The organism is Taibaiella soli (assembly GCF_003236175.1).
Taxonomy (GTDB): Bacteria; Bacteroidota; Bacteroidia; order Chitinophagales; family Chitinophagaceae; genus QKTW01.
The window spans coordinates 33,704-52,967 of the sequence record NZ_QKTW01000002.1 but is presented as its reverse complement, the minus strand read 5'-3'; the positions used below and the strand labels follow the sequence as shown (position 1 = coordinate 52,967).

At 43.1% G+C, this 19,264-nt stretch carries 13 protein-coding genes; 2 read left to right on the top strand and 11 right to left on the bottom strand.

The features are described 5' to 3' along the window. Positions 1-187: 187 nt before the first annotated feature. The 10 genes from rpoB to DN068_RS00485 all read right to left on the bottom strand — a co-directional run bounded on the left by rpoB (position 188) and on the right by DN068_RS00485 (position 16,184). Complete coding sequence (gene rpoB, locus DN068_RS00530) at positions 188-4,000, bottom strand: DNA-directed RNA polymerase subunit beta (protein ID WP_110996924.1); 3,813 nt, start codon at positions 3,998-4,000, stop codon at positions 188-190. Between the two features lie 735 nt (positions 4,001-4,735). Then, complete coding sequence (locus DN068_RS00525; protein WP_110996923.1) at positions 4,736-6,682, bottom strand: tetratricopeptide repeat protein; 1,947 nt, start codon at positions 6,680-6,682, stop codon at positions 4,736-4,738. Positions 6,683-6,706: 24 nt separating this feature from the next. Beyond that, complete coding sequence (locus DN068_RS00520) at positions 6,707-7,447, bottom strand: class I SAM-dependent methyltransferase (protein ID WP_110996922.1); 741 nt, start codon at positions 7,445-7,447, stop codon at positions 6,707-6,709. A gap of 71 nt (positions 7,448-7,518) precedes the next feature. After that, entirely contained in the window at positions 7,519-8,607 is a 1,089-nt protein-coding gene (locus DN068_RS00515) for a T9SS type A sorting domain-containing protein (RefSeq protein WP_165836237.1), read from the bottom strand. Positions 8,608-8,748: 141 nt separating this feature from the next. Continuing rightward, on the bottom strand, positions 8,749-9,876 hold the full coding sequence (locus DN068_RS00510; RefSeq protein WP_110996920.1) for a T9SS type A sorting domain-containing protein: 1,128 nt from the start codon (positions 9,874-9,876) through the stop codon (positions 8,749-8,751). Between the two features lie 136 nt (positions 9,877-10,012). Continuing rightward, positions 10,013-10,516 (bottom strand): 30S ribosomal protein S16, encoded by a 504-nt coding sequence (gene rpsP / locus DN068_RS22445; RefSeq protein ID WP_110996919.1) that lies wholly within the window; start codon positions 10,514-10,516, stop codon positions 10,013-10,015. A 153-nt stretch (positions 10,517-10,669) separates the two neighbouring features. Continuing rightward, on the bottom strand, positions 10,670-12,007 hold the full coding sequence (ffh, locus tag DN068_RS00500; protein ID WP_110996918.1) for a signal recognition particle protein: 1,338 nt from the start codon (positions 12,005-12,007) through the stop codon (positions 10,670-10,672). An 81-nt stretch (positions 12,008-12,088) separates the two neighbouring features. After that, a complete protein-coding gene (locus tag DN068_RS00495; protein WP_110996917.1) occupies positions 12,089-12,511 on the bottom strand; it encodes a response regulator in 423 nt (140 codons plus the stop codon). Between the two features lie 28 nt (positions 12,512-12,539). After that, positions 12,540-14,801, bottom strand: coding sequence for a PAS domain-containing sensor histidine kinase (locus DN068_RS00490; RefSeq protein ID WP_165836236.1), 2,262 nt, complete (start codon positions 14,799-14,801; stop codon positions 12,540-12,542). Between the two features lie 294 nt (positions 14,802-15,095). Further along, a complete protein-coding gene (locus DN068_RS00485) occupies positions 15,096-16,184 on the bottom strand; it encodes a fatty acid desaturase family protein (RefSeq protein ID WP_110996915.1) in 1,089 nt (362 codons plus the stop codon). 157 nt (positions 16,185-16,341) lie between these two features. Here DN068_RS00485 and DN068_RS00480 point away from each other — a divergent pair, with 157 nt between their 5' ends. Together DN068_RS00480 and DN068_RS00475 are read left to right on the top strand one after the other, a co-directional pair. Then, positions 16,342-17,781 (top strand): MBOAT family O-acyltransferase, encoded by a 1,440-nt coding sequence (locus DN068_RS00480; protein WP_110996914.1) that lies wholly within the window; start codon positions 16,342-16,344, stop codon positions 17,779-17,781. 2 nt (positions 17,782-17,783) lie between these two features. Further along, complete coding sequence (locus tag DN068_RS00475; RefSeq protein ID WP_110996913.1) at positions 17,784-18,743, top strand: SGNH/GDSL hydrolase family protein; 960 nt, start codon at positions 17,784-17,786, stop codon at positions 18,741-18,743. Between the two features lie 165 nt (positions 18,744-18,908). Here the strand turns inward: DN068_RS00475 and trxA are convergent, their stop codons facing one another. Further along, positions 18,909-19,226 (bottom strand): thioredoxin, encoded by a 318-nt coding sequence (gene trxA / locus DN068_RS00470; protein ID WP_110996912.1) that lies wholly within the window; start codon positions 19,224-19,226, stop codon positions 18,909-18,911. Positions 19,227-19,264: the final 38 nt, after the last annotated feature.

Below are 19,264 nucleotides of genomic sequence, written 5' to 3'. Positions count from 1 at the left end.
AGTATCAAGTATCAAGCTAGCTTTTTGCTTAATCCGTTTATCATTCTCTGTCTTCGGTAATCAATCCTGACAATTCTAAATCTATTCTCATCAAGATACCCGAGCTAACTACTTACAATAATTTGTTTCCATTTCGTAAGAAGAACCAGGTAACAAACTGCTACCTGATGCTTCTACTATAAGAATACTATTCGAATTTGAGTTCCAGACCCAGACCACGTAATTCATTCACCAATACGTTGAATGATTCAGGGATACCGGCTTTTGGCACGTTATCACCTTTTACGATGGCTTCGTAAGTCTTCGCACGACCCATGATATCATCTGATTTCAGTGTGAGGAGCTCTTGCAGGATGTTGGCAGCACCATATGCTTCCAGCGCCCAAACCTCCATTTCACCAAAACGCTGACCACCGAACTGTGCTTTACCACCCAACGGCTGTTGTGTGATGAGCGAGTATGGTCCGATAGAACGCGCGTGCATTTTATCATCAACCATGTGGTGCAGTTTGATCATATAGATAATACCTACGGTTGCTTTCTGGTGGAAACGTTCACCGGTTTCACCATCAAACAGGTAAGTGTGACCGAACTCAGGCAATTTCGCATCACCGATCAGTTCTTCAATTTCAGAAACTGCAGCACCGTCAAAGATTGGCGTAGCGAATTTCACACCCAGTTTTTCACCAGCCCAGCCCAGGATCGTTTCATAGATCTGACCAAGGTTCATACGGGAAGGTACACCAAGTGGGTTCAGTACGATATCTACCGGAGTACCGTCTTCGAGGAACGGCATGTCTTCCGCACGTGTAATACGGGCAACGATACCTTTGTTACCGTGACGACCGGCCATCTTATCACCTACTTTCAGTTTACGTTTGCTCGCGAGATACACTTTAGCAAGTTTCAGTACGCCAGCTGGCAATTCATCACCGATGCTGAGGTTGAATTTCTCACGTTTGTAACGGCCGAGTTCTTCGTTATACTTGATATTGTAGTTGTGCAACAGTTGGTTGATAGAACCATCGATTTCAGCATCGCCGGTCCAACCCAGTGGATTAACGTTTGCGTAGTCGATAGAACCCAGTGTTTTGCTATTGAACTTGCCACCTTTACTGATTACCAGTTCACCGAAGTTGTTGGTAATACCAGTAGATGATTTGTCTTTCAGCAAAGTCATCAGTTTATCCAGCAACAATGTTTTCAGCGCTTCCAGGTTTTTCTCGTGTGTCGCTTCAATTTTTTCAAGCTGAGCTTTTTCACGAACCTTAGAGTTTTTATCTTTTTTAGCGCGTTGGAACAATTGTTTGTTGATCACGATACCTTCAGTACCACTCGGAGCTTTCAGAGAAGCATCTTTCGCGTCGCCGGCTTTATCACCGAAGATCGCGCGGAGCAGTTTTTCTTCCGGAGTCGGATCTGTTTCACCTTTCGGAGTGATCTTGCCGATCAGGATATCACCTTCACCAACGTGTGCACCGATGCGGATAATACCGTTTTCATCGAGGTCTTTGGTTGCTTCTTCAGAAACGTTCGGGATATCTGGAGTCAGTTCTTCTTCACCGAGTTTAGTGTCACGTACTTCCAGTTCGTATTCATCAATGTGAACAGATGTGAACCAGTCTTCGCGCACTACTTTTTCGTTGATTACGATCGCATCCTCAAAGTTGTAACCTTTCCAAGGCATGAACGCCACTTTCAGGTTACGGCCCAGTGCCAGCTCACCGCCTTGTGTTGCATAACCTTCAGTCAGGAAGTCGCCTTCTACTACTTTCTGGCCTTTGCGTACGCAAGGGTGCAATGTGATATTGGTACTTTGGTTGGTCTTTTTATACTTAGTAAGTGTGTAAACTTTCAGATCATCTTCGAATGATACCAGACGATCTTTGTCATTACGGTCGTAACGAACATGGATTTCTTTAGCATCAACGTATTCGATCACACCTTTACCTTCAGCATGAATCTGGATACGCGCATCACGGGCAGCTTTTGCTTCCAGGCCTGTACCTACGATCGGCGTTTGCGGACGTAACAATGGTACTGCCTGACGTTGCATGTTTGATCCCATCAATGCACGGTTGGCATCATCGTGCTCCAGGAACGGAATCAGGGATGCAGACAAACCTACAATCTGGTTTGGTGCAACGTCCATGTATTCCACTTCTTCGCGATCCAGGATCGGGAAGTCGCCTGTCTGACGTGATTTTACTTTTTCTTCAGCGAAATGGCCTTTTTCATCGAGCGGCACGTTGGCCTGCGCGATCTTAGCCAGATCTTCTTCTTCTGCACTCAGGTAAATTTCGTGTTTCAGGTCTACTTTACCTTCTTTTACCTTACGGTAAGGAGTTTCGATAAAGCCCATCTCGTTGATCTTCGCGTGTACGCAAAGTGTAGAGATCAGACCAATGTTCGGACCTTCCGGAGTTTCGATGGTACAAAGACGACCGTAGTGGCTATAGTGTACGTCACGAACCTCGAAGCCTGCACGTTCACGACTCAGACCGCCGGGACCGAGGGCAGAAATACGACGCTTGTGCGTGATTTCAGACAGCGGATTGGTCTGATCAAGGAACTGAGAAAGCTGAGAAGTACCAAAGAATGAGTTGATAACAGAAGACAACGTACGGGCATTGATCAGATCGATTGGCGTGAACACCTCGTTGTCACGTACATTCATACGTTCGCGGATGGTACGGGCCATACGAGCCAGACCTACACCGAACTGAGCGAACAATTGTTCACCTACAGTACGTACACGACGGTTGCTCAGGTGATCGATATCATCGATTTCCGCTTTACCGTTCGTCAGTCTTACCAGATATTTAATGATCGAAATGATATCTTCCTTGCTGAGTACTTTAGAATCCAGAGAAACATCCAGACCCAGTTTACGGTTGATTTTATAACGACCTACTTCACCCAGATCATAACGTTTATCACTGAAGAACAATTTCTCAATGATACCACGCGCTGTTTCGTCATCCGGAGCATCGCTACCACGGAGTTGGCGGTAGATATGCTGAACGGCTTCCAGTTCTGAGTTAGAAGTATCTTTATTTAAAGTATTGTAGATGATGGAATAATCGCCGCTTACTTCTTCTTTCTGAAGGAATACAGTTTTGATACCCATTTCCTGGATCATCGCAGCATTTTCTTCATCAAGCACATTGTCACGGTCCAGAACGATTTCATTACGTTCGATAGAAACTACTTCACCGGTATCCTCATCCACGAAATCTTCAGTCCAGCTACGCAGTACACGGGCAGCCAGGCGACGGCCGATGTTAGCTTCCAGGCTCTTACGGTCACATTTCACTTCATCAGCCATACCAAACAGCTGGAGGATATCCTTATCTGTTTCGTAGCCAATAGCACGGAGCAACGTTGTTACCGGGAATTTCTTCTTACGGTCGATGTACGCATACATCACGTTGTTGATATCGGTAGCAAATTCCATCCATGCACCTTTGAAAGGAATCACACGGGCAGAATAGATTTTGGTACCGTTTGGATGCACACTTTGTCCGAAGAATACACCCGGAGAGCGGTGAAGCTGAGATACAACCACACGCTCAGCGCCGTTAATAACGAAAGTACCACGCGGAGTCATGTACGGGATATTTCCGAGGAATACATCCTGCACAATCGTTTCGAAATCTACGTGTTCTTCATCGTTACAGCTCAGTCGCAATTTGGCTTTAAGAGGAACGGAATACGTGAGTCCGCGCTCCATACACTCATCGATTGTATAGCGTGGCGGATCAACGAAATAATCAAGAAACTCAAGAACGAAGATGTTACGGGTGTCGGTGATCGGAAAATTTTCCTTAAATACCCGGAACAACCCTTCGTTATTACGCTTATCAGGCGTAGTTTCCAGCTGGAAGAAGTCCTGGAAGGACTGTAGCTGAATACCAAGCAGATCAGGCGTATCGGCAACATCATGGATTTTACCAAAGTTGATGCGACCAGAAGCGGTTCTTTTTTGTGTTATAGCCATAATATATTAAAACTCCAGTTTACGCAAACAAGAAAATCCTGCCCTAAAAGAGATTATCTTTCAGTACAGGTCAGATGCTGTATTAATAAGCTTTGTTGGTCAATAAATAATTTTGCACGTGCTAGCCCCCCTGCAAAAAGGGACTGCAAATATACGGAGAGAAAAAATAATTATCAAAATTTATTCCAAAAGTTCCAAATTAAAGAAAATAATATTTTTCCAATTCCTGTCTCTGTGGCAACAAACTCAAATAACTATTTACCTATTAATCAATTAAACAGATAAATAAACTCTTATTATTTTCATAATTATTTATCAAAAATTATTTGACAAAAATCTCACAATAAAAAACTTATTCCAACGTTTTAAACATGTATTATTGTCACCCAATAACTATAGCATATTCAGACAAAACTACCTCTTTAGATGATCTACGGTTTACGGAAATCGGAAAGTAAGGCTAAATGGACGACTGCAATTCTAGTAAGTTTCTATATTGCAATCATCGCCATATTGTTATTCCTTAATGTTCATGCCAAATCTGGCTTTCTGGAAACGAGTATCAACAGCAAAACCACCATAAGGCATATTCAACCAGATAAATCTTAAACGATATAAAAAGAAGAACCCCGACGATCGTCGGGGTTCTTCTTTTTATGGCCTAAAGCTTAACGCCCAAAACTGTCAATGTCATAAACAGCTTTAGGCGTCAGGCATTGCGTATTAGGCTAAAATTTATTCTTCTTCCGGCTCTTTCATCATAATTGACTGCGCCTGGTTCATCGCATTCTGAGCGGCATTCGTGTCACCCTTTGCCTGATATAGCTGTGCCATAATCTGGAAAAACTCTGGTCTGGACGGATCAATCTGCGCAGCGCGCTGAATTGCCTGAATCCCCGCATCAATCTGCCCAATGGAAGCGAGAGAAATCGCATAATTCATATAAGCATTTTCATCTGAATTATCTGTCTGAACAAAACTTGCGTATTTCTGCGCAGCAGTAGCATAATCCTTTTTCTCAAACGCCTCGGCGGCTAAAATACCGTCCTTATTTTTCTGTTCCACAACCACGCATAACGGCACACCATCTACTTCTACCTTGTGCACGGTAGCACCCGCAGGAGGCCAGGTTCCACTTTCTAATTGTTCAACAGAGATGAAACGGGGATAAGCTATGTAATAATCATAAGCACGAACATGGCGATTGTTCCAGCGTTGATAATCCGCAGCTATCCAGCTACTGTCTTTTTCAAAGTACCTGTTGACACCGGAGAGGTTCGTGAGCACCACTATTTTTCGTCCAGGGACCGGCTTCGCATTTTGCTCAATCCACTGCGCCGCCTGATAACCGGAATTCTGATAGTAGTCAAGATCATATTTGCCGTAGGCACCCTTTACCCCACCCTGGAGTTCATTAAAATAAACAACCTGATTCGGATGGCTTCTGATCGTCCAGACAATAGCTGGCAATAAACCAACAATCGCAATCGCCGGCGGTACCCAATTCAGCTTCGGATTTTTAATAAACGTTCCGATCATGTCGATGCCGATAGCCCCCATCACCACCCAGTAAGGATACACGAAAAATACGTGACGCCACGAATCGTATACAGTAGAGTGTTTATAGATCATGTACAGCAACGGAAACAGTGCACTAAACAGCAACACAATCACAACAAAAGTTCCGTAGCGCTTTCTGATCTGCAACGATAAAACAACAAACAGAACAGCACCAAGCAATACGATTACCGGATTAGAAATAAAGATCCATTTCAATTCGTAATACCACGGCATACGATCACTGCGAAAATATTGCCCTTCAAAAAGCACGCGGATCGACACTTCGCGATTCGCCATTCCTTTCAGCGACTCCAGCGGATTACTGATTGGCGACTGCATTCCCCAGGGCCATGTACTCAAGCCAATGATATAGCCTATTGCCACACCCACAAAAAGACCCAGCACCAGTTTCTTAAGCAGTTTTTTATTGTCTTTCTGCAAAGTCTCTTTCCAATCCTTATTGAGGATATAATACAATGCCGTAAACAACACGAGATAAGCTACAAACAACACGCCCCCGGCAGCACGCAAACCAAATGCAAGTCCCCAGCCAAGTCCAAGCCCAATCACATTTCTCCAGAACTTACGCGGCATTTGCTCCAGCAGACTAATAAGGAAAAACATGGCGATGGTAAAGCCCGTTGCAAAAGGAATGTCCTTCGGATTGTTCATGCCTTCGCCAAAAATGCGTGGGGAGAAGATGATAAACAACAACGCAATCACACCAACAGACCATCTTTTCGTCAACCGGAAACCTAAAAGGCCGGTAAAGACCATGAGCAAGGCCCCGAGTATCGAATTGAAAAAATGCCGGAGTGCCAGCAGACCAATTGAAGGAAACCAATGGTGCAGCACCGTCATCGGAAAATCAAATACGCCGCCGTAATATTCCTGATGCGAATACTGAAACTGCTTGTTCGTAAAATCAAGGGCTTGTTTATCTCCTTTGAAGAAATAGTCCCAGATAAACTGCCCGTAATCGATCTGTATCCATTCATCACCCGTTTGCCCATAGCTGTGACTCAGCGCAGGCATGATGATCAGAATAAGGATACTGAACAGGATAAATATGTTTCTCCAGTTTTTATTTTCTGCCGGTTGCAACGAAACAGATTGAGACATAAATTATTTTCTTTGGAAGAATTTTTATTTTGAAACGATTACATAAGTAGACACACCAAACGGCAAATGCAAAACTTTGTTCATACTGTTTTCCAGCTTCAGCCAACTCGTCAGCATATTATTTACCGGATCGGACAGCTGTAGCAAATCACTTTTCATTTCTTCTTTTTTGCGCTTTGGTTTCAGCTTGCTCAGCAAACGCACTGTCATCGTCGGCAGCAAAATCAGATTATTCCAATAACCTGCTTTGATAATTTTAAAACCGTTTGCCTTCACCTTGGCAGAAAGATTGGTACGGGTATAACGACGATAGTGAAAGTTCACTTCGTCATGCTCACTCCAGAGAAATTCGTAAGCAGGCACATAAATGAAAACTTTTCCGCCTGCCTTCAGAATTTTATACCAGTTTTTCAGCGCCTTATTATCATCCTCCAGATGCTCTAATGAATCCGAAGCAATAATCAGATCGAAAGTACCTTCTGGAAATTGCGGATCATGTCCGTCCATCTGATAGGCATGTTCGATACCGCGTTTTTTACATAATTCAATCGCCTCCGCACTGTAATCGAGCGCATAGAGATTCTCATAGCCTAATTCTTTCAATTCCACCAGCAAAGCGCCACCTGCACAACCAATATCAATAATGCGGGCATCTTTAGGAATGTTGTAGCGACGTATCATGTCTTTTACCGCATCCCTGCGCCCCTTAAACCACCAGTTCCGCTCTTCTTCATCATGATATATTGACTCGTAATTCTTATCCATAATTGTTATGTGTACTAATAAAAAACAGGCCCTCTGTATCCAGAGGGCCCTAAAAATAATAAAGTTCAGAATTAATACTTAGCGAAGCGAGAGATTAATTCTTGCTTACCACTATAAAGTTTCATGAAATACATACCAGGCGCCAGCGACGTTACGTCAACCGGTGTGCTTTGCCCTGCAGACATGGTTTTAAACTCTTGCTGAGACACCATTTGCCCATTGGCGTTATATATCAAAACAGACACCGCTGTTGATATATCATCAGAAACCTGAACAAATAACTGATCTTTCGCTGGATTAGGATAAGTGTACACAGTTAAAGGAACCTGATTAACCGTATTTACACTCGTAGGCGCATGATGAATACCGCTGGACTGGTTACCTGTAGTTGTATCGGTACCTATCGGAACAATAAGATTACATGATTCGTCAGTAATACCGAAGCAGGTATTACTTACAAGTACATTATTTGCAGCGGTAATATTTGCATGAAAACGAACACAGGTTGTTTTTCCGGAAACATCCCACAAACGAGCCTCAATGGTATGCAGACCCGGTGGCACATTAAAAGAAACATTTGGCCCTGTAACACCGTAAGTCTCAGAAAAACCCGGCGCATAAATCGGTGTCGTGTGATCCAGATACAGCGTTACATAATCATCGCCCCAAACCTTAGTCAGATTGATCGTGATAGGCTCAGCCGGCGCTGTAGACTGTACATAAAAACTCCTGGTAAAAGTCGTAGGTGTAGTGGTAGGCGCATACGGCGTGCTCGGTGGACAATTCCAGAAAAAGTTTCCTGTCGGGTCCAGCTGCGTTGTATTTGTTTCGTAGGCATTTGCCACAACGGCGATCCAGCGACTTTCAAGGTCATTATTCTCGATACCGGTGCTCAACAAAGAACCAAGTAGCATTTGAGAACAGGTCGGCGCTGTAAGGCCCGTCGTATTTGAAGGAATACCGGTAATCCGCCAGTATTTATCCAAAACCGGACTGGCGCTTGAGGTGGAAGCCGGATAAGCATTACCAGTAGTGTAATCAATTCCCGTACTGATATTAATACTATCGGAGAGGCAGGATGCAGCATACTGCGCGTGGGCAGAAATACCGCTAAACAAAGCAATAGCGGACACCGCCAGATAAGATATAGGTTTTTTCATAAATAAATTTTGAACAAAACTATAGTAACACATTCACAAAATCAACACACATAAAAAACTATTCGAGAGAACGTTCAAAAATAGAAATGGCCTCCCCAATACTGGGGAGGCCATTTCTATTTTTCGAGCAAATGCTCTGTTTTAATATTTCGCGAAGCGGGAAATTAACTCCTGCTTGTCACTGTAAAGCTTCATAAAATACATACCTGCTGGCAATGACTGTACGTCGATAGCAGTGCTCTGGTTTGCAGACATTGATTTAAGCTGACGTTGCGATACCAGTTGTCCGTTAGTGTTGTAGATATAAACAGTAACTGCAGTTGGAATTGCTTTCGAAACCTGAATAAACAATTGATCTTTTACCGGATTCGGATAAGTGTAAATGCTTGCCTGAACCTGGTTTACAGAAACAACACCTTCTTGTCCCGTTGTACCTGTACCACCAGTTCCGGTTGTGTCCGTACCAGTTGTGCCGGTTGTATCCGTTGTACCCGTACTAGTAGTATCAACCGGTACCGGAATAAGATGACAGGCGCTGTCTGTTAAACCGAAACAGCTATTGCTTACCAGAACATTGTTCGCTGATTTAATGCTTGCACGAAGACGCATACAACTTGTGTTTCCTGAAATGTCCCAGAGGCGCGCTTCAATCGTGTGCAAACCGGGAGTTACGTTAAATGAGGCGCTTGGACCTGCAACACCGCCGGTTTGGGAAGTTGTCTGGTCTTTATAGATTACTGTATTATGATCTAAATATAAGGTTACATAATCATCACCCCAAACTTTCGTCAGGTCAATAGTGATGGATTCGCTTGCATTAGTCGACTGAACATAAAAACTTCTGGTAAAAGTCGTAGGTGTGCTGGTTGGATTGTATGGCATGTTGGGAGAGCAATTCCAGAAAAAGCTTCCCAGCGGCGACAGTTGTGCGGTGTTTGTCTCATAAGCATTTGCCACAACTGCAATCCAACGGCTATTGCTATCGTTGGGAGTAATATTTGTGCTGAGCAAAGAACTAAGCAACATTTGTGCACAGGCAGGCGCTGTAAGACCTGTAGTGTTGGTTGGCATTCCGGTAATCTGCCAGTATTTATCCAATACCGGACTAGCGCTTGAGGGCGAAGCTGCATAAGGATTACCAGTCGCATAATCAATCCCGGTACTGATATTAATGCTATCGGTGAGACAGGACGTTGAAAACTGAGCTTTAGCATTAATGCTGTTAAACAATGCAATGGCTGCTATCGCCAAATAGGATATCGGTTTCATTAAAAAATTTTAGGCAAAAGTATAGTAGTGCATTCAAAAAAACAATAACCCGTTTTTTAATGCAGATTATCATTTAAACAAAATGGTCTCCACAAAATTGTGGAGACCATTTATATCTCTTGGTAAAATGCCAGTATTAACCTTCCTGTTGTTCACCAGCAGCTTCTTCAGCTCCTTCAGTTGGTTGTTGAGCAGCAGCTTTAGCAGCCATTTTCTCTTCAACACGACGAACTGAATCACGCATTGTGCTATGGCGTTTTTCTTGTTTGTGTGCGCGGTGAGCTTCTTCACGTTTTGCAACGAGTTGTTCATGCTCTCCGTTCCACTTTTCGAATTTTTCCCAAGCTGTCTTTTCGTCAAAAAGACCCAGAGTAACACCACGCATAAGGTGTTTCATGTACAGCACGCCTTTGAAAGACAAAATGCGGCGACATGTGTTAGTTGGCTCAGCGCCACGTTGCAGCCAATGCAGTGCGCGTTCACGGTTGATACGAACTGTAGCTGGAACTGAAAGTGGGTTGTAAGTACCCAGTTTTTCAATGAATTTACCGTCACGTGGAGCAGTGCTGTTCGCTACTACGATAAAGTAAAAAGGGCGTTTCTTAGAGCCATGACGTTGCAGGCGGATCTTTACTGACATAAATAATAGAAATTATTCGTGTTTAAAATAATTTTTTTAGGAATGCGAAGATAGTTAAAAATGTAAATTACAAAAACTGAAACTGCATTTTTTTTAAAGAGTTTTTTCAACAAATCAAAAAACGTTGATTTTCAGTATAAAAAATGTTCTTTTTTAACGTTTTCCGAATGGCATACCCATGCCCATACCAGGCATCATGCCGCGCATTTTGCCCATCTGCCCCATCATCTGGCGCATCTGTTCAAATTGCTTCATAAACGCGTTTACGTCAGAAATATCTTTGCCACACCCTTTTGCAATACGGCGGCGGCGGTTCGGATCAATAACATCCGGATTCTGACGCTCGTACGGGGTCATAGAGTTGATGATCGCTTCGATACCTTTAAATGCATCGTCGCTGATATCGATATCCTTAATTGCTTTTCCGACGCCCGGAATCATTGCCAGCAAATCTTTGATGTTACCCATCTTCTTGATCTGGCCAAGTTGTTCCTTAAAGTCTTCGAAATCAAATTTGTTATTGCGGATTTTCTTCTCGAGCTTTTTAGCCTGCGCTTCGTCAAACTGCGCCTGTGCGCGTTCTACGAGCGTCGTAATGTCACCCATGCCGAGAATACGCTGCGCCATACGTTCCGGATAGAAAACATCGAGTGTATCGAGTTTTTCACCCATGCTCACAAACTTAATCGGCTTGTCAACAGTATAACGGATGGAGAGTGCCGCACCACCGCGTGTATCACCGTCAAGTTTGGTAAGTACAACACCGGTAAAATTGAGACGATCATTGAAGGCTTTAGCTGTATTCACCGCATCCTGACCGGTCATGGAATCCACTACAAAGAGGATTTCATGTGGCTGAACGGCAGCTTTTACGTTCGCTACTTCGGTCATCATTACCTCATCGATCGCCAAACGACCGGCAGTATCGATGATCACAACACCATTGCCATTTTTCTTCGCTTCCGCGATGGCATTCTGCGCAATGGCTACCGCATCTTTATTTTCAGGCTCGCTGTACACCGGTACTTTGATCTGTTCTCCGAGTACTTTCAACTGATCGATCGCCGCCGGACGATAGATGTCGGCAGCCACGAGCAATGGATTGCGGCCTTTTTTAGATTTCAGGAAATTTGCCAGTTTACCGGAGAAAGTTGTTTTACCAGAACCTTGCAAACCTGCGATCAGGATAATAGTAGGCTTATTATTAAGGTTGATCTCCGACTCTGTACCGCCCATCAGTTCGGCCAGTTCGTCTTTCACGATCTTTACCATCAACTGCCCCGGAGATACAGCTGTAATTACCTTTTCGCCGGTTGCTTTTTCTTTTACTTTATCGGTAAATTCTTTAGCTATTTTAAAGTTCACGTCCGCATCTACCAACGCCCGACGAATTTCTTTGATCGTACTGGCAACATTGATTTCAGAGATACGGCCTTCGCCTTTCAACTGCTTAAACGCGGACTCAAGCCGCTCACTAAGATTATCAAACATAAAATCGTAATCCTTTCAATTGGAATGCAAAAATATAAAAACCCTGGCTGTATTTATGCAGGAGAATTTAAAGACACCCAATTACTTTTGTAATTCATTTATTTGCAGGCGCAGCATTTCAAAAAACTGCTCCTTTTTTACCGGTTTTACCAGGTATTCTTTCAAAAAACTATAATTGTCTGCCTGCTTCTGGTCTATCTTGCTTGTAGACGAGCTGAGCATATAAACCGGAATATCATGTACAAAACCAATATTTTCTTCGGTAAGTACATTCAGCAATTCCCAGCCGCTCATAAACGGCATGTTTATATCAATAAACATGACATCCGGCAGTTTTTCAGGATCGTTTTGATGGATCCGGAAATATTCGATGGCTTCCAATCCGTTTTCGAAATTCATTATTTCAACAGGGCTTTCTTCAAAAGAGCGCAACATTTTACCGGTCGTTAAACGGAAAATGGGATCGTCGTCAATTAAGGATACGCGTAAAGGTCTTGTGGTCATGTGCGTGATTTAATGTGTTGTGTTCTCCCTAAAATTTAATTGTGAATGTCGTTCCAATGTCCGGCTCGCTTTCTACCGTAATTTTTCCACCAAGGGTCTCTATTTGGTTACGCGTCATGAAAAGCCCTACTCCACGACTGTCAAACCCGCGGTGAAATATTTTCCGGAATTTAAATATCTGCGAACCATATTTATTAAGATCTATACCGAGGCCGTTGTCACGAACGCTCAGGCACACGGTTCCTTTATGTAAATAGGTTTCTATATTGATTTGTGGTGGTCGTTCGGGCGACGAATATTTTAATGCATTGCTTACAAGATTCTGAATAATGCTTTCAAGATATACTTTCGGATAAAAAATATCCTGTACACCAAAATTGGTTACAACGGATGCGTTTTTATGCTGAATACCGGCCAACAACTGCTTGATTACTTTATCTGTGATATCAGTAAAATGGCAGCTTTCAAACGGCAGGCAATTATTTACGCGGATTTCCAGAATGTCAATCAATTCTTGTAACGTTTCGATAAGTGCCGTGCTGCTCAATTTTAGCAGATCAAGATATTCATCCCGGTCCGCTTCGCTGGTAGCGTTTTCAATTTCATGAATCAGCATCTGAATGTTGCCGGCCGGGCTACGTAAATTATGCGCCACGATCTGATTGAATTCTTCCAGCTGATTAATTTTTTGCTCCAGATCAAGTGTTGTCAGCTCCAGCTGCGCATTTTGCCGCGCCAATGCGTCGATAAGCACTTTACTGGCAGAGATATCCTGCACCTGACCAATGCAAAAAATAGGCTCACCATTGCTATCGCGCACCAGTGAAACCGTCAAAAGACTCCAGATAAAATGGCCTTGTTTATGTATGTATCGTTTTTCCAACGTATAACTCCGGAATTCTCCTTTGACCAGTTTGTCCATATTGGCCACATCTTCCGATAAATCATCCGGATGCGTGAACTGATGAAACGTCATGGAACGAAGTTCTTCCGCGGTATAACCGAGCATTTTGCAAAACGTCTCATTTACCTCCATACAGTGACCGTCCATTTCCACCAAAGCCATACCAATAGCGGAATATTGAAATGCCTGATTGAATTTTTGTTCGCTGATACGGATTTGCTCCATATTATGAATGCGTTCCGTTATATCCATATTGATACCCAGCATACGCAATGGATTGCCCGCGACATCGCGTTCTGTAATAACCGATTTCGACAATATCCACCGATATGCTCCGTCTTTATGCATCAGCCGATGCTCCACTTCGCAATAAGGTATTTTACCTTCCACATGCAATTGCACGGCATCATTCATGAGCTTTACATCTTCCGGGTGTACTCTCGACTCCCACTCATTACGCCCCATGCCGATCTCATCCGGATTGTACCCTAACATGGTTTTCCAGACATCGGTATAGTAGACAGATCGGGTAGGAAAATCAAAATCCCAGAGCGCCTGTCCCGACGATTCTAACACGAACTTCCAGCGACGGTCCATTTCGGCCAGTTTCTGTTGCGTTTTGCGTTCCTCTGTAATATCAGAAATGACCACCGCAACTTTTCCTTCCAGCGTATGAATGGGCCGCACATGCATGTAGTACCAGCTATCTTTGTGCGAATCAAATGGCGACTGATACTCCATGCCACAAGGCATATTTTCCTGCAGCGACTTCGTAATTAGCTCCAGAAAAGGCTTTGAAAGCTCAGGCGGAAATAATTCGCCTATATTTCTATCTAAAAAGAAATCAGGATTATAAAATAACTGTTGTGTATCATTCGTCCAGTAATTAAGAATATTACCGCCTGCGGTTATTTCAAAAACCATATCGTCAATGGAAGAAACGATGAGCTGCAGATGACGTTCTTTCTCGGCCAGCTTCCGGTTCGCTTCGATGATATTGGAAATATCAAAAAATGAAATCAACACATAAGGCGTTCCACCAATAGAAATAACTTTTGAGCTGAGTGAAACCCAGTTGAGCGCTTTCTCTGTTTTAATTCCGATCACCGCATCCTGCACCGCTTTTCCTGTGCGCATCGTAACTACAGAAGGTACTTCTTCAAATTCGTAAAGCCGCAAATCAGAATGACAAAAGGAAATAAAAAGATCGGCGCAGTTTTTACCACGACATTGTTCCGCCGGCAAATCGAGCAAATTCAGCGCCTGCTGATTGAATGTGATAATCTGTCCATTCAGATCTTTGATGATCAACCCTTCATTGATCATATTAACTACTTCCTGCAGTAGTTCGTAATCCGGCAGGTCTCTAAATTCTGTTGATAACATCGCTCGTGGATAAAAATAGCAGGCTTGTATCGCAGACGCTAACATCAGCGATTTGATCTTTAATAGTACGAAAATTAATGAATTAATTTACATATTACGATAAGACAAAAGCTTAACCTACTATTTATTAAAAATAGCGGTAACAATAAAAAATATAGATGTATAAACAGCTATTTGAGTTATGAGCTAACGGTATGAGTTATAAGTTATAAGTTGTACGTTTTAAGTTATAAGTAACGCGATGAACGACAAAACGACCTAAAACGTAGCACTTAAAACATTCAACTTAAAACTTTACGGCTCCACTGCAACAGGCACTGGCCGAGCGGTAGCGGCAATAGTAGCCAGATCAATTTTCAATGTCCGTTTTTTCAGAAATACGATAATTTCTTCGTCTGAAGCAAAGCGATCGCCGATGTTGACAAAATTTTTGGCGAGCAGATCGTAACGCTTGCGCATCAGGTACACAAAAACGTGCAGGAAGTGAATACCATCAAAAACGATGGCATCGTTATCAATGTATTTATCAATTGTCTTTTGGAAATAAACCGGATGTTCTGTCCAATGCATGGTTTGTTTTTCGTGATGGCTGATGTGATAGCCATCATTCCAGCATTTATGGTTGTATTTGGTATTGATACAGGTAATACTGTTCTTGTAGTCATTTCCCGGATCTTCTGCCGCTACAAACGCGTGCTGCGCCCAGTTGCCCATCATTGCTATCAGACGATACAATACAAATGGAATAATAAAAACGATGAGCGTAGCAGGAAAATTTACGAAACTCATCCCTACACAGAAAAGTATAAACGACAGTTCGCCACGCACGGAACGATACAATAATTTTTTGCGTTTTTTGCGGACGAAATAAGCGCACAAATGGTAAATACCGGCGAAGAAAAATACACCAAAATAATGGCCAAAACCGCGGAATGAATCGCGCTGATATGGCATGGTGGTACTTTCATCGTTTTCAAGATTATTTTCGGCATGGTGCATGCCTATATGGTGCGTGTAGTAAGTTTCCGGAGAATGACCGAAGAATGGCGCAATCACCCAAGGCAAATAATGATTCAGAAATTCATACTCCTTTTTAAAGAGCGATCTGTGACTGGTACAATGCAGCATCAATCCGAAAGGACCTTTATAGCTGAAATTGTTCATGAACTGATATAAAACAGCCAGCAGTGCAAATGTCCAGCCATTAATAAACGGCATGTATAAAAGAACTGCAACCGGCAGCATGGTAAATGTAATTTTTACCGTGAGGTAGACAAATGGAAGATCGCGCTCATCGCGGATGAATTTCATGAAAAAGCGGTCTGTAGCACTCAACTCCCGAGGCGTGTACACTGGATCTGTAATCTGAGTAAATGATTTCATAGAAAGAATTTAATGCTACTATAGTTTTCAATCGACTGTAATATCGTTGAGTGATTCGACAAATGCAACGTTTAAAACGTTTATTTCACCGTTTTTAGTACAGGGATAATATATTTGCCCAATCTGAAAGGTAAGGTTTCATTATCAAACACACTACATGTTATTTAATTCCTATGAATTTGCCATATTTCTGCCATTAGTTTTTATACTCTATTGGTTTGCCTTTCAGAAAAGCCTGCGTTTGCAAAATTTATTCATCATTCTCGTCAGCTATCTTTTTTACGGCTGGTGGGACTGGCGCTTTCTTTTTCTGGTGTTGTTCAGCTCTTCGCTTGACTTCTGGGTAGGTCTCCGGCTCGACGCTATTGAAGACCCGCGGTGGCGAAAAGTATTTTTCAGTTTAAGTTACCTGACCAATCTCGGATTTCTCGGATTTTTTAAATACTATAATTTCTTCGCTGAAAGCCTTACAGCATCATTTGCGCGCCTCGGTGTTCATCTTGATCCAACAACGCTCTACATTATATTACCGGTGGGCATTAGTTTTTACACGTTCCAAACGCTGAGTTATACCATTGATGTGTACCGGCGAAAACTTTCTGCCGAAAAAGACCCAGTGGTGTTTTTCGCATTTGTGAGTTTCTTCCCGCAACTGGTTGCAGGCCCAATTGAACGGGCCACACATCTGCTGCCGCAATTTCAACACCAACGGCATTTTGATTCACAAAAAGCCAGAGATGGACTGCGTCAAATGCTTTGGGGATTTTTCAAAAAAATGGTTGTGGCCGATAACTGTGCCAAATGGGTCGGTCAGATTTTCGGCGATTATCAGCACCAGACATCCTCGGCATTGATAGCCGGTTCTATCTTATTTACGTTCCAGATCTACGGTGATTTTTCCGGTTACTCAGATATCGCCATCGGCTCTGCCCGTTTATTCGGATTCGATCTGATCCGCAACTTCGCTTATCCTTATTTCTCGCGTGATATTGCTGAATTCTGGCGACGATGGCATATTTCGCTTTCCAACTGGTTTCGCGATTACGTGTATATTCCACTTGGTGGCAGCCGAGTTTCTACCTATAAAGTATTGCGCAACACGTTTGTGATTTTTGTGCTCAGCGGGCTCTGGCATGGCGCCAACTGGACTTATGTTGCCTGGGGATTTTTACATGCGGTCTATCTTTTGCCGCTGGTACTCATGAAAAGAAACCGCAACAATCTTGAAATAGTTGCAGCCGGCCGGACCTTCCCCAGCCTGAAAGAATTGATACAAATGCTGAGCACATTTGCCCTGGTCAGTTTCGCATTAATCTTTTTCCGGTCAAAGGACATTCATAGTGCCTTCGGATACATTGCCGGGATGTTTAAAACGCCGTTTCTTCCGTTCAACCGCACGCTGGATTTTAGCCTGATGACGCCGGTATTCATCGCTCTGATGTTATTGGTAGAATGGGCACAACGTACCAAGCAGCACGGATTACAAATGGATCATTTCGCGTCGAAACCACTGCGCTGGAGTATTTATCTCGCTGTATTCCTGATCATATTTGTTTACGGCGCCGCTCAACAAACCTTTATCTATTTTCAATTTTAACGATGAAAAAATTCTTGCTTGACTTCATAGGCTTTCTGGCAATCTGCATCATTGTGCTGATTGCGGTTTCATTTGTGACAGAGCGTGGTTTCAAGAATGGAAATTATCCTCGATACAGCGTCCTGAACGGGATGGAAAACGGAACAATCAATACCGATGTGCTGATACAGGGCAATTCGCATGCGCGTGTGCAGATCGACCCATTCGTCATTGATTCGGCGATCGGCAGTAATAGTTTCAATATTGGCTCCGACGGAATTTGTTTTGATGTGCAGTACGCTCGTTATCTTTTTTACGCGCGATACAACCGCAAACCTAAAATGATTATTCAGGTAGTGGATTACGTTTTCTTCGGAATATCGAGCGCGCAATATAACCGGGAACAATATCTGCCCTTTCTCAGCAATCCGGATTTATTTCAGATGGCAACGAGAATTGATATTCCATTTTACACAAAATATTTTCCGTTTCTGAAATGGCAGGGTGAACCAAACGCAGTAGTAGCAGGCATTCGCAGTAGTTTAGGCAAACCTGAAGCGGATGACTTCAAAGTAAATAAGGGATTCGGCCCCAACGATTACGCCTGGCAAACAGACGTAGTGGCATCGTTCCGCCAAAAATACCCGCGTTATATTCCAGATTTCGATCCGTTTGTATTCCACCAGTTTGAAACTTATCTGCAATCCTGTAAAAACGATTCTATACGGATGGTTATGGTATTACCGCCCGAGTATACGCCATTTCAAAAAACAGTGCTGCTGCGGGAAGGCTATCTGGATATGCTCCGGGAATTGGCGGCCAAATACAATGCAATCTTTCTGGATTTTTCTAAAGACCCGCTCTGCAACCACAAAGAGTATTTCTACAATTATACGCACCTGAATCGCGAAGGCGCCCGTCTGTTTAGCGAACGACTCGCGATGCAGTTGAAAGCATTAAAAACGGCCGGACTGCTTTATTAAGGTATCGTGGATTAAAGGGTTAAAGCATTAACGATTAGTGTCTCCCCGTTCGTTCGCTCGGGATAACTAGTTTGCGACTTTACATCTTAGCATCTTTGCGGGAAACCCCGAAAAACGAAAAGGACCGACAAACGCCGGCCCTTTGTATTTAAAATCAAGAGGATTTTAGATGTGTTGTTGGATTTTCTTTTCGAAAGCACCACGTGGAGCTGCACCAACTTGTTTGTCTACTACTTTGCCATCTTTGATGAAAAGTACACAAGGGATGCTTGTGATACCGTAGTTTACAGAAAGCGTAGGATTTTCGTCAACGTTTACTTTACCTACATTGATTTTTCCTTCGTATTCTTTAGCAAGAGCGTCGATGGTTGGGCCGAGCGCGAGACACGGGCCGCACCATGGAGCCCAGAAATCTACTACTGTCAATTTATCTGCACTGATCACTTCCTGATCGAAGTTAGCATCGGTGTATACTGCTGCCATGATTGTTTATTTTTTTATTAATTTCTCAATTATGAATA